12 protein-coding genes and 2 tRNA genes are annotated in these 12,353 nt (G+C 71.7%); 10 read left to right on the forward strand and 4 right to left on the reverse strand.

What is annotated here, in order from left to right; translation table 11 throughout:
• Window positions 1-29: 29 nt before the first annotated feature.
• Together ALMP_RS09535 and ALMP_RS09540 are read right to left on the reverse strand one after the other, a co-directional pair.
• A tRNA-OTHER gene (locus tag ALMP_RS09535) sits at window positions 30-119 on the reverse strand.
• A gap of 3 nt (window positions 120-122) precedes the next feature.
• Window positions 123-213, reverse strand: a tRNA-OTHER gene (locus ALMP_RS09540).
• A 208-nt stretch (window positions 214-421) separates the two neighbouring features.
• On the opposite strand from ALMP_RS09540, the gene ALMP_RS09545 reads away from it, so the two are divergent.
• A complete protein-coding gene (locus ALMP_RS09545) occupies window positions 422-1,534 on the forward strand; it encodes an acyl-CoA desaturase (protein ID WP_264925853.1) in 1,113 nt (370 codons plus the stop codon).
• Window positions 1,535-1,613: 79 nt separating this feature from the next.
• Entirely contained in the window at window positions 1,614-3,053 is a 1,440-nt protein-coding gene (locus ALMP_RS09550; protein WP_264925854.1) for an MFS transporter, read from the forward strand.
• A gap of 75 nt (window positions 3,054-3,128) precedes the next feature.
• On the opposite strand, the gene ALMP_RS09555 is transcribed toward ALMP_RS09550, so the two are convergent.
• Window positions 3,129-3,335: a hypothetical protein gene (locus ALMP_RS09555; protein WP_264925855.1), complete on the reverse strand. Its 207-nt coding sequence runs from the start codon at window positions 3,333-3,335 to the stop codon at window positions 3,129-3,131.
• Between the two features lie 48 nt (window positions 3,336-3,383).
• Window positions 3,384-4,364: a bifunctional lysylphosphatidylglycerol flippase/synthetase MprF gene (locus ALMP_RS09560; protein WP_264925856.1), complete on the reverse strand. Its 981-nt coding sequence runs from the start codon at window positions 4,362-4,364 to the stop codon at window positions 3,384-3,386.
• A gap of 193 nt (window positions 4,365-4,557) precedes the next feature.
• On the opposite strand from ALMP_RS09560, the gene ALMP_RS09565 reads away from it, so the two are divergent.
• The 8 genes from ALMP_RS09565 (at window position 4,558) to ALMP_RS09600 (ending at window position 12,321) form a co-directional block, all read left to right on the forward strand.
• On the forward strand, window positions 4,558-6,156 hold the full coding sequence (locus ALMP_RS09565) for an aldehyde dehydrogenase (RefSeq protein WP_264925857.1): 1,599 nt from the start codon (window positions 4,558-4,560) through the stop codon (window positions 6,154-6,156).
• 28 nt (window positions 6,157-6,184) lie between these two features.
• Complete coding sequence (locus ALMP_RS09570) at window positions 6,185-7,324, forward strand: acyl-CoA dehydrogenase family protein (protein ID WP_264925858.1); 1,140 nt, start codon at window positions 6,185-6,187, stop codon at window positions 7,322-7,324.
• 40 nt (window positions 7,325-7,364) lie between these two features.
• A complete protein-coding gene (locus ALMP_RS09575) occupies window positions 7,365-8,657 on the forward strand; it encodes an aspartate aminotransferase family protein (protein WP_264925859.1) in 1,293 nt (430 codons plus the stop codon).
• Window positions 8,658-8,663: 6 nt separating this feature from the next.
• Window positions 8,664-9,158: a type II toxin-antitoxin system RatA family toxin gene (locus ALMP_RS09580; protein WP_264925860.1), complete on the forward strand. Its 495-nt coding sequence runs from the start codon at window positions 8,664-8,666 to the stop codon at window positions 9,156-9,158.
• 40 nt (window positions 9,159-9,198) lie between these two features.
• Window positions 9,199-9,717, forward strand: coding sequence for a hypothetical protein (locus tag ALMP_RS09585; RefSeq protein ID WP_264925861.1), 519 nt, complete (start codon window positions 9,199-9,201; stop codon window positions 9,715-9,717).
• Window positions 9,714-10,313, forward strand: coding sequence for a flavin reductase family protein (locus ALMP_RS09590; protein ID WP_264925862.1), 600 nt, complete (start codon window positions 9,714-9,716; stop codon window positions 10,311-10,313). Before ALMP_RS09585 ends, ALMP_RS09590 begins: the two co-directional genes overlap by 4 nt.
• A gap of 74 nt (window positions 10,314-10,387) precedes the next feature.
• Window positions 10,388-11,308: a VlmB-like protein gene (locus ALMP_RS09595; protein WP_264925955.1), complete on the forward strand. Its 921-nt coding sequence runs from the start codon at window positions 10,388-10,390 to the stop codon at window positions 11,306-11,308.
• Window positions 11,305-12,321: a beta-ketoacyl-ACP synthase III gene (locus ALMP_RS09600; protein WP_264925863.1), complete on the forward strand. Its 1,017-nt coding sequence runs from the start codon at window positions 11,305-11,307 to the stop codon at window positions 12,319-12,321. Before ALMP_RS09595 ends, ALMP_RS09600 begins: the two co-directional genes overlap by 4 nt.
• Window positions 12,322-12,353: the final 32 nt, after the last annotated feature.

Genomic DNA, 12,353 nt, shown 5'->3' on the forward strand with positions numbered 1-12,353 from the left:
CGGCACACGAGCCGTACGGAACGAACGAGCGGAGAGGGCAGGATTCGAACCTGCGTGGGCGGGGAAACCACCCGACCGGGAAAACCCGGCCCCCGATCAACCACTCCGGGCACCTCTCCAAGCGGAGAGGGCAGGATTCGAACCTGCGCAGGCGGGCAAAACCACCCGACCGGGAAAACCCGGCCCCCGATCAACCACTCCGGGCACCTCTCCATTGATTCCGGAACCGGTCCGCTTTCGCTTTCCGGCGCCGTTCACGAGAACAACTCTGCCGCACCTTTCTGATTTCCTGCTGATATCCCTCTGACGGACCCGAGAACAGCCTCGTCAGGGCGCAGTCAGTTGGTTATCAGGCAGCTCACCGATGCTCGAATTCCGCCCGTCTCATACGACGGATCATCTCGTGCGAGGGGACCCAGGCATGAATCCTCCCTATGACGACGCCTTATCCGTACGACAGGGCCGGCCGTCCGCACCACGCCCCGCCGACGAGGGCGAGCGGACCGTGGGAGCGTCGGCGACCTTCGCCGAACTGCTCCAGCGCGTCAAAGCGGAAGGCCTGCTGGATCTGGCCCCCGGCTACTACGCCGGCCGTCTGGCGCTGAACACCGCTCTGTTCGCCGCGGGCGTCGTGGCCTTCTTCGCGCTCGGCGACTCCTGGCTCCAGCTGCTCGTGGCCGTATGGATGGGCCTGAGCGGCGGCCAGAGCGCCTTCATGTGGCACGACGCGGGCCACAAGGCCATGTTCCGCAACCGCCGCGCCGCCTCGCTGGTCGGGTACATCCACGCGAACCTGGTCAACGGGGTGAGCTACGGCTGGTGGGTCAACCACCACAACCGGCACCACAGTCACCCCAACCACCTGGACATGGACCCGGACATCGGCCGGCGCACCGTGATCTTCGACATGAAGCAGTACGCGACCCGCACGGGCCGGCAGCGGCTGATCGTCCGCTACCAGAGCGTGCTGTTCTTCGTTCTGCTCGTCCTCGAGTCGTACAAGATGCAGAAGACGGCCGTGACGATGATCGCCCGCCGGGAGGTGCGCCGCCCCGCGCTGGAGGCCGCCCTGCTGCTGGCGCGGGCCGCGATCTATCTGACGTGCGTGTTCATGGTGCTGTCGCCGGTGCTCGCGATCGCCTTCGTCCTGGTGCAGCAGGCCACCCTCGGCGTGTACTTCGGACTGATCTTCGCGCCGAACCACAAGGGCATGGCGCTGCGCGACGGCGAGGAGGAGAACCTGGACTGGCTGGCCCGCCAGGTGCTGACCTCCCGCAACATCCGCCCGTCCCTGCTGATGGACTTCCTCTACGGCGGCCTCAACTACCAGGTCGAGCACCATCTGTTCCCGGCGATGCCGCAGAAGAACCTCGGCCGGGCCCGGGAACTGACCCGCGCCTACTGCGCCGAGCGCGGCATGCCGTACCACGAGGTCGGCTTCTGGGCCTCCTACCGGGAGGTCGCGACCTTCCTGCACGAGGTCAGCGCGCCCGTGCGCGACGGCCGGGCCGGTCCCACGGCCCAGGCGGCCTGATCTGTCCGACGGCCCGGCCCCGGCGCCCCTGTGCCGGAGCCGGGCCGCGTCACGTCCCGAGAGGAGTTGCCACTCCCCCATGTCCGACGAATCGACCAAGGTGGTCCCGGCGCCGGTGCCCGAGGGCCGCCGGCTGTCCGTCGGTGACCGGCTCGACCGGCTGCCGGTCCTTCCGTCGCACCGCAGTCTCACCGGCGTCATCGGTGTCGGCCTGCTGTTCGACATGTACGAGAACAACCTGTCCGGTGTCCTGTCCAAGGTGCTCCAGGCGGACTTCGCCCTCGGCGGCACCGCGCTGAAGCTGGTCCTCGCGTCCGCGTTCCTCGGCCAGTTCCTCGGAGCGGTGGTGATGGGACGGTTCGCCGACCGGTTCGGCAGGCGGCGGGCGTTCCTGGTCAATCTGGCGCTGTACTCGGGCGCCTCGCTCGCCTGCGCGTTCGCGCCGTCGGTGGGCTGGCTGGTGGCGATGCGGTTCGTGGCGGGCATCGGCATCGGCGCCGAGCAGTCGCTGACCGACAGCTATCTCACCGACGTGCTGCCCGCCCGGCACCGCGGCCGGCTCATCGCGTGGACGTACACCATCGGGTTCTGCGGCGTGCCCGCGGTCGGGCTGCTGGCGGTGTGGCTCGTGCCGCTCAGCCCGCTCGGGATCGCCGGGTGGCGCTGGCTGTTCGTGCTCGGCGCGTTCGGCTCGGCGGTCGTGTGGGTGCTGCGCCGGGGGCTGTTCGAATCGCCGCGCTGGCTCGCGGCCGTCGGCCGGACCGAGGAGGCGGAGGCGCTGACGGTCCGGCTGGAGAAGGAGGCCGAACAGCTGGCGGCCAGCGGCCGGGTCGTCGAGGCGGCGCCGGAGCCCGTGCCCGCCGGCCCCGCGGAACCGGAGGAGCCGGCGGACGGCTCGCCGCCCCGGGGCGGCATGCTGCGCGCGCTGTTCTCGGCGCCGTACCGCCGCCGGACGGTCATGATGTGGGTCTTCTGTCTGCTGTCCACGGTCGGGTACTACGGGTTCGGCACACTGGCCCCGCAGGTGCTGGCCGCCAAGGGCTTCGACGTGGTGCAGGGGCTCGGCTACACGGCCGTGTCGTTCTTCGGCTACCCGGTGGGCTCGCTGCTGGCGGCGCCCCTGATGGACCGGGTGGAGCGCAAGGTGCTGGTGGCGGTGTCCGCGTGCGCCATGGCCGCGGCGGGGCTGGGCTTCGCCTTCGCCTCCTCGCCCGGCCCGGTGGTCGTCTTCGGGTTCGCCTACACCCTGATCAGCAACGTCTTCTCGGCCGCCTCGCACGTCCTGCTGGCGGAGCAGTACCCCACGGCGATCCGGGCCGGCGCCTCCGGCATCGCCTACTCCCTGTCCAAGCTCACCGCCGCGGCCCTGCCGTTCCTGCTGCTGCCGCTGCTCGACTCGGGCGGGGCGAGCCTGCTCTTCACCGTGATCGCGGGCGCGATGGCGGTGCTCGCGCTCGACGTCGCCGTCCTCGGGGACCGCACGACGGGCCGGCCGGTGGACCGGCTCCCGGCACGCTGAAGGCCGTGGCGGCGGACCCGGTGCTCCGGGCTCCGCCGCCACGGCCGTCGCGGTGTGCGGTGGGTGGGGTCGTCGTCAGCCCGTGCGCTCCTCGATGAGGCGGGCGTCCAGGGCGCGGACCGCCGCGTCGGCGTGGCGGGCGATCTCCTCGTCGTCCGGGGCGCCGATGACGGCCATCAGGAACTCCACCACGGAGTGCCGCAGCGCGTCCGTACTGCTGTTCGTCTGCGGGTTCGTGATCTGCTCGCTCGTCGTCTCGGCGGTGGTCGTGTCGGTGGACATACGGATCTCCCTGGGATCGGACGGTCGGACCGGGCGGAAGCCGGGCGGTCAGAAGGAGTTGCAGGCGCGGAAGATGTGGGCGAAGGACGCCAGCGAGGCCTGTCCCTCGAAGGCCACGTACTCGGGGATCACCAGTTCGGGCCCCCATTTCTCCTTGTAGGCGAGCTGGCTCTGCGCCGGGTACAGGGCCCCGCCCTCGGCCCACAGGAACTGCATCAGCCAGCTGAAGGCCGGGCTGTGGCCCGGGAGTTCGCGGGCGGGGTCGAGCCCGGTGAAGGGGGTGAAGCCGAAGTGCAGCCACTCCGTGCCCTCGGCGCGGAAGATGTCGATCGCCGCGGCGTTGACGGCCTCCATCAGCCCGGGGGATCCGTCCGGCAGCCGGCGGCTCAGGTCGTGCATCCAACCGGCCCGGCTGCCGTAGACCGGGGAGTAGGAGATGTAGGCCACCGGTTCGCCGTCGATGGTGCCGAGGAAGAGCCGGCGGTGCTCCTGCGCCGGGCCGCCGATCTGGCCGACGAGGAACTCCAGGGGGCGGGCGGTCTCCCCCTTCGACCGCAGCCAGGCCTGGTCGATGCGCTCGATCGCGTCGTGCCAGCGCCCCGCCTCCACCTCCTGGACCTGAAGGCCGTTGCGCAGCGCCCGGGAGATCTTGTTGCGCAGCTGCATGAACTTGGTTCCCCGCAGGCTGAACTCCGGCAGGCGCACCGCCCACGAGGCGCCGATCTGGTTGACGGTGAAGCCGTGCCGTACGTACGCCTCCGCGTCCAGGCGCTGCAACTGCACGCCCACCACGCCGAGCCCCTGCTCACGGGCGTGGGCGAGGAAGGCGTCCAAAAGGGCGTCGTAGGACTCGTCCGGCGCGAACGGGCCGCCGAACTGCACCAGATACCGGCCGGCCCGCCGGTACAGGACGATCCCGTCGGTGCCGGGAAGCGTGAAGACCTCCTTGTCGTCGTTCATGGCCAGAAAAGCACTGGGGTTTTCCGCCCGGGTCCAGTTCCTGATGGCGTGCAGAAGTGTGTCGGACATGAGGAAAGTACAGCAGACACCAATTCGCCGCCGAAAGAGGTTCGGGTGCTGAGGTCGGCGCATGTCAGATGAGGGTCAGTCGCGCGTCAGGTCCGTATCAGAGAACACTGGAACACTCTTTTCCCGAACAGACTGAAACAGGCTGCACAGGAAATTGGACGGCAATACGGAGGCGCAATCTATGGGGCGGCCGATGCATACGTCAGAAATCCGCAGCTACCAGCTCTTCATTGGCGGCGAGGATGTTCCGAGCGACCACTGGGTGTACACGGTCAGCTCACGGTCTCTGTTGGAGGACGTCTTCACGAGCGTCAGCCTGAAACGCGAACTGGAACGCGATCCGGAGTCGGCGGCCGCGACCCATCCGTATGTGGCGGGCCGGTGCGCGGTCGCGAGCGACTCGGCGATCGACCGGGCCACCGCGGCCGCCGCGGCCGCGGCCCCCCGCTGGGCGGCGGTGCCGCTCGACGAGCGGATGCGGCTCGGCACCCTCTTCCGCGAGGAACTCCTGCGCAAGCAGGACGAGTTCATCGAGATGCTGATGGTGGAGGGCCACCCGGTCAAGCTCGCACGATGGGAGCTGAGCTGCCTGCTCCAGGTCTACAGCGAGGAGAGCCTCGGCTGGTACCGGCAGCAGATGCACACCGAGTTCGAACAGGGCTCGCGGCGGCTGATCGTACGGCGGCAGCCCGACGGCGTGGTCGCCTTCAACCCGCCGCAGAACGCGCCCGCCCCCAGCGCCGCCCTGGCCGTGCTGGCGGTCATGGCGGGCAACGCGGTGGTGGTGCGCGCGCCGCGCAGCATCGCGCTGAGCACCATGTGGCTGATGCGTGACGTGGTGGCCCCGCTGCTCGACCGGGTCGGCGCGCCGCCCGGGGTGCTCAACGCCATCTGCGGCAACCCGCGCCAGACGCTGGACCGCTGGCTGGAGGACCCGCTGATCGACGACATCTTCTACATCGGCGGCAGCCAGGAGGGCCTGCGCTTCCAGGAGCAGTGCGTGGCGCGCGGCAAGAAGCCGATCCTGGAGCTGGCCGGCAACGACGGCATCGTGGTGTGGCGGGACGCCGACCCGGCGCGGGCCGCCGAGGCGATCGCCGAGGCGTTCTACGGCTCCGGCCAGATCTGCATGGTGCCCAACTACGTGCTGGTCCACCCGGCCGTCGCGGACCGGCTGGTCGAGGAGGTCGGCCGGCGGGCGGCGGCGATCCGGCCCGGCTATCCGGAGGACCCGGAGGTGCTGCTGTCGCCCGTGCGGCGCAGCGAACGCTTCTTCGCGCTGCTCCAGCAGGCCCTGGACCGGGGTGCCCGGCTGGTGACCGGCGGCAGCCGGGCCGAGGTGGACGGCACCCCGTCCGACACGGGGGTCTTCCTCCAGCCGACGGTGCTGCGGGTGGACGGGCTGACCGAGGCCCGCAAGTACGACGTCGTCCGGGAGGAGACCTTCTTCCCGCTGCTGCCCGTCGTCGTGCCGGAGCCCGGCTCGGACGACGAACTGCTGGAGCGGTTCATCGAGTTCGTCAACTCCAACGACTACGGCCTGCGCAACTCGCTGTGGGCCGAGGACCCCGAGGTCGTCGACGCCTTCGTGCGGCGGGTCGGCAACGGCGGTCTGCTGAAGGTCAACGACTCGCACATCGGCTTCCTGCCCTACCTGCCCAGCCACGGCGGCACCGGACTGACCGGCGGTGCCTTCGGCGAGGCCAACTACCCGATGCTCAAGACCTCGCACCTCCAGGGGGTCAGCATCGCGCGGGACGTCAGCCCGCACGAGGCCGTCTTCGGCTCCTGACCCACCCACCCTTGTAGGAGAGCTCCCCATGCGATCCCTCATGTCCGCCCGAGCGGTGTGCGAACGCCACCACCCGGGCCTGCTCACGGCCCTGGAGAACCTCCCCTTCGCCGAGCGCGAGGCGCCCGGCTCCCCGGTGACCGCCCTGTTCCGCGACCACGGCGGAGCGGGCCTGCTGGTGCCCGAGGAGTACGGCGGCGACGGCGCCGACATCCTGGAGGCGATCCGGGTGCAGCGGGCCCTGGGCTCGGTCTCGCCGTCCCTGGCCGCCGCCGCCGCGATGCACCACTTCACCGTCGCCATGCTGTACGAGCTGGCCGGCGGCGACGGGCGGCTGACGCCGGCCCAGACGAAACTGCTGCACCAGATCGCGCCGGAGCGGCTGCTGCTCGCGTCCGGCTGGGCCGAGGGCCGTACCCAGCAGAACATCCTCATCCCGTCGGTGACGGCCACGCCCACCGAGGGCGGCTTCCTGCTCAACGGGTCCAAGAAGCCGTGCAGCCTGGCCCGTTCCATGGACCTGCTGACCGCGAGCATCGCGGTGCCGGGCGCCGACGGCACGCCGGAGCTCGCGCTCGCCCTGCTGCCCGCCGACTCGCCCGGCCTCTCCGTGCACCCCTTCTGGGGCAACGAGGTGCTGGCCGCCTCGGAGAGCGACGAGGTGCGGCTGGCCGACGTCCTGGTACCGGAGGAGCTGGTGGTGCGGACCGTGCCGGAGGCGCCGCACCTGCTGGACGATCTCCAGACCACCGGCTTCATCTGGTTCGAGCTGCTGATCTGCGCCGGGTACGCGGGCGCCGCCACCGCGCTGGCCGCCACGGTGCTGGAGCGGGAGCGCGGCGGCGCGCAGGACCGGGCGGCGCTCGCGGTCCGCGTGGAGTCGGCGTTCGCGCTGCTGGAGGGCGCCGCCCGGGCCGTCCGGGACGGGCTGGCGGGCGAGGCGGCGGTGGCGGAGGTGCTGGTCGCCCGGTACGCCGCCCAGGAGGCCCTGGTGCGGGCCGCCGACCAGGCGCTGGAGCTGCTGGGCGGCATCGACTTCGTCCGGGGCGGCGACCACACCCGGCTCGCCGACTCGGTGCGGCCCCTCGCCTTCCACCCGCCCGGCCGGGCGTCCGCCGCCGAACCGCTGCTCCAGTGGTTCGCGGGCGGATCCCTGGAGCTGTCATGACCGTGCACGTCGTCCGTCTCCGCTTTCCGGGAGTCACTCCATGACCACCACCGCACAACCCCCCACCACCCTGGGCACCGTCGGCGAGGACGAGGTCCTCGGCCTGTACCGGGCCCACCTGAGCAAGGGCCGGGCCACCGTCGCCGAGCTGTTCGGCAGCCACATGGAGACCGAGTCGTCCGGCGCCTGGCTCACCACCAGCGACGGCGAGCGTTTCCTCAACGCGGGCGGCTACGGCGTCTTCATCATGGGCGCCCGGCACCCGATGGTCGTGGAGGCGGTCGAACGGCAGCTGCACCGGCACCCGGTGGCGACCCGCATCCTGCTGGAGCCGACCGTGGCGCAGGCCGCCGAGGCGCTGGTCTCGGTGATGCCGGCCGGCCTGGACCGCGTCCACTTCGCGCTGTCCGGCACCGAGGCCGTCGAGGCCGGGCTCAAGCTGGCCCGCGCGAGCGGCCGGCGCCGCACGGTCGCGATGCTCGGCGGCTACCACGGCAAGACCATGGGCGCGCTGTCGGCGACCGCGAAGAAGGTCTACCAGGACCCCTTCCGCCCGCTGCTGCCCGACTTCACCCACATCCCCTACGGCGACGCCGACGCCCTGCGCGAGCAACTGGCCGCCCATCCGGGCGAGGTCTGCGTGATCCTGGAGCCGGTGCAGGGCGAGGGCGGGGTGATCATCCCGCCGAAGGGCTACCTGAAGCAGGTCGAGGAACTGGTCCGCGAGTACGACGGCTTCCTGGTCCTCGACGAGGTGCAGTCCGGCTTCGGGCGGCTCGGCGAGTGGTGGGGCGCGGACATCGAGGGCATCGTCCCCGACGTCCTGCTGGCCGGCAAGGCGCTCGGCGGCGGGGTCGCCCCGGTGTCCGCGGTCGTCGCCACCCGCAAGGCGTTCCGGCCGTTCGACAAGGACCCCTACGTCCACACCGGCACCTTCTCCGGTCAGCCGCTGCTGATGGCCGCCGTCCAGGGGGCGATCCGGGCGGTGCAGGAGGAACGGCTGGTCACCCGGTCCATGGAGCTGGGCGCCCGGCTGCTGCCGCGGATCACCGAGATCGCCCGCCGCAACCTGCCCGACCTGCTGGTGGACGTACGCGGGCGGGGCCTGCTGATCGGTGTCGAGCTGGTCGAGGCGGGGCTGGCCGGAGAGCTGCTGATCGAGCTGTTCAACCACGGGGTCGTGGCCAACCACTCGATGAACGGCAGCTCGGTGGTGCGCTTCACACCGCCCGCGATCATGACCGACACCGATGTGGACCACCTGCTCGACTCCTTCGACAAGGCGACCCGCGACCTGGTCAGCGGCTCCGCCACGATGCCGGAAAGGCGGTAGCGAACCGTGCGAGAGGTAACCCTTGAGGCGCTGGTGCGCGCGGAACGGGCCGAGGACGTCTTCCACGCCGTACGGCGCTGGGAGCGCTACCCCGAACTGGCGCCGCACGTGGAGGCCACGACGGTGCACGCCACCCACCCCGACCCGGACTGCTCCTCCAGCTGGGAGCTGCACTTCCGCAGCGGCCTGCTGCGCTGGACCGAGCGGGACGTCTTCCTCCCCGACACCCTGGAGATCCGGTTCGAGCAGACCGACGGGGACTTCGACTCCTTCCACGGCACCTGGCACATCGCCCAGGACGGCCCGGACGTGACCGTGCGCTTCAGCGCGGTGTTCGACTTCGGCATCCCCAGCCTGGAGGGCATCCTCGACCCGATCGCCGAGCGGGTCATCAGGGAGACCGTCGCCTGGGCCGTCACCGGCCTGTTCCCCCGTACCGAGGTGCTGGGCGAGGACCCCGGCCTCGGCAGCCCGTCCACCTCAGTACCCGCCACCGCGTGACGCGCCCCGTCGGCCGGACGGGCTCTCAGCAGGAGACACCATGGACCAAGCGAATCCCTTCGAAACGCCCCGGACCTTCGCCCTGCACCGCGCCGAGTACCTGGTCGGTTTCGCGGTGTCCACCGGGCTGATCCTCGCCAACCTCGGGGAGATCCGGTGGCTGCCCTTCATCGGGCTGTTCCTCTACATCGACCTCATCGGCTACATCCCGGGCGCCCTCGCGTTCAAGCGCGCCAAGGGACGCCCGATCCCCAAGGCGTACTACGTCCTCTACAACGTGATGCACAGTCTGATCACGCAGGGCGCGGTGGTGGCCCTGTGGTGCTGGCTGGTCGGGCCGGAGTGGGCGCTGCTGGCGATCCCGTTCCATCTGTTCGGCGACCGGGGGCTGTTCGGCAACTTCATGAAGTCGTTCGCGCTGCCCTTCGAGCCGGTGCGGCAGCGGGGTTACCTGCGGCTGCTGGACGACCTGGGGCTCCCTCACCCCAAGCCGGCGGGCCACGCCGACGGTCCCGTTCCGGTGGGGCATCTGCCGGCGACGCACCGGGCCGTCCGGTGAGCGCCCCGGCCGCGGCGGAGGCACGGCACGCCGCGGTGGGCCGGCTCGCCGCGCCCGTCACCGTCCTGACGGTGTGCCATGCCGGACAGGTGCACGGGACGACCGTGTCCGCCCTCACCCAGCTGTCGCGCACCCCGGCGCTGATGGCGGCCGGCCTGAAGGAGGGCTCGCACCTGGCCCATCTCGCGCTCGCCGAGGGCCGGTTCGCCGTGAATGTGCTCAGCGGCGGGCAGTCCGCGCTGGCCAGGCGGTTCGCCGACCCGTCCCGCCCGCCGGGCGCCGCCCAGTTCGACGGGCTCGCCCGGCGCCGCGACCCGTACTCCGGCGCGCCGCTGCTGGAGGGGGCGCTGGCGCACTACGCCTGCCGGGTCCGCGGCAGCTTCGTCGTCGGTGACCACGAGGTGCTGCTCGGGCTGGTGGTCCGCGCCGACGGCGGCCCGCCGGGCGTGCCGCTGCTGAGCTACGACGGCGAGCTGTGCGCGGGCGCGCCGGGCCCCGCGACCGACCTGGCGCGGACGCCGTACCCCACGGCTTTTCCCGTGGTTCCCGTGTTTCCCGCGATCCGTTCCCTGGAGAAGGAGAAGGCAGCACTGTGAGCATCGACGAACGCGACCGGCCCGTCGCCCCGGAGGCCGACTGGGACGCCGCTCCCGGACTCCTCGACGGTGCCATGCAGCTCACCCTCGGGCCCGCCGACTGCGATCTCGCCTACTGGATCACCTCGGTCGCCCAGGGCACCCTGCGCGACCGCGGGGTGACCGGCCACCACGTGGACGCGAAGGTCCCGGACTTCCTCAAGGAGCCCGGCCCGCTGCGCGAGGCGCTGATCCTGGAGTTCGGCTTCCGCGGTGTGTCCGAGGAGATCGCCACCCGGCTGCTCGCCCCGTACGTCGAACACGCGCCGGGCATCCCGGAGATGGAGTTCTACGCGACGCAGCTGCTCGACGAGGCCCGGCACGCCCGGGTGTTCCGCAACCACCTGGTGGAGCTGGGCATGCCGGCCGACACCCTGCTGCGGGACCTGACGGAGATGTCCGCCGACTACCGGCGCCGGGTGCTCCAGCCGGTCGAGGACTTCACCCTGGAGATCGTGCGGGACCGCAAGGACTTCGCCGGCGGGGTGGCCGTCTTCGCCATCGTCATCGAGGGCGTCCTCGCGCCCGCCGCCGAGCTGAGCGAACGCAAGTGGACCCCGCTGTCCCCGGCGACCGGGGAGATCTCCCGGGGCACCGCGATCGACGAGATCCGGCACCTGACCGTGGCGAGCACGATCCTGAAGGACCATCTCGCCGCGCACCCCGAGTCCCGGGACCGGATCGTGGAGATCATCCAGGCCGGGGTGAAGATGTGGGACGAGGTGCCCGACCGGGAGTTCGTGATCCACCGCGAGAAGCTGTTCCAGGAGGGCATGGCGGCGCACGCGGACCTGATCGGCGACTACGAGATCTGGCCGGGCGTGCGCATGCTGGACACCACCCCGGACCAGCGCTACGACATGGCGGACCGCTGGACCGAGGAGATGGCCGAGGTCCGCATGGCGTACATGGGCCTGCCGCCGGAACTGCTGGGCGGCGGGGGGTCCGCCGCATGAGCGGCGCCTTCCGCGGACGGGCGGCGGTGATCGCCGGGATCGGCTGTCACCTGCCGCCGGACGTGGTGACCAACGAGGACCTGACCCGCCGTCTGGACACCTCCGACGCGTGGATCCGCTCCCGCACCGGGATCGCCGCCCGGCACATGGTCGCCCCCGGCGTCGCCACGTCGGACCTGGCCGTGGAGGCGGGGCAGCGGGCGCTGGAATCGGCCGGAGACGGCGCGGACGCCGTCGTCCTGGCCACCACCACGCCCGACCGGCCCTGCCCGGCGACCGCCCCGGACGTCGCCGACCGGCTGGGGCTCGGCAACGTCGCCGCGTTCGACGTGTCGGCGGTGTGCAGCGGCTTCCTGTACGGGCTGGCCACCGCCTCCGGGCTGATCACGTCCGGGACCGCCGAGCGGGTGCTGCTGATCGCCGCCGACGCGTTCACCACGATCATCGATCCGCAGGACCGCGGCACGGCGGTGATCTTCGCCGACGGTGCCGGAGCGGTCCTGCTGCGGGCCGGCGACCCGGACGAGCCCGGCGCGGTCGGCCGGGTGGTGCTGGGCAGCGACGGTGGGCTGAACCGGCTCATCCAGGTGCCGGCCGGAGGGTCGCGGCAGCGTTCCTCCGGAGTGGCCGCGGCGCCCGGTGAGGAGTTCTTCCGCATGTCCGGCCGCGAGGTGTACCGGCACGCCGTGGAGCGGATGACCGCCTCCTCGCGGCAGGCCGCCGAGGCGGCCGGCTGGGGCGCCCCGGCGGCGGCCGACCGGTTCGGGGCGCACCAGGCGAACGCCCGGATCCTGGCCACCGTCGCGCAGGAGCTGGGCATCCCGCCCGAGCGGCGGCTGTCCAATATCGAACGGGTCGGCAACACCGGGGCCGCGTCCCTGGCGGTGCTGCTCGCGCAGGCGACCGCGGAGGGCACCTTGTCGGCCGGTCACCGGCTGCTGCTGACGGCGTTCGGCGGTGGCCTCGCCTGGGGGGCGACCGCGCTGGTGTGGCCGGACCTCAAGGCGGGCTGAGCACCGCCGTCCGCGGCGAAGACCGTATCCCC

Source organism: Streptomyces sp. A012304 (assembly GCF_026008495.1).
In the GTDB taxonomy this organism is placed as follows: domain Bacteria; phylum Actinomycetota; class Actinomycetes; order Streptomycetales; family Streptomycetaceae; genus Streptomyces.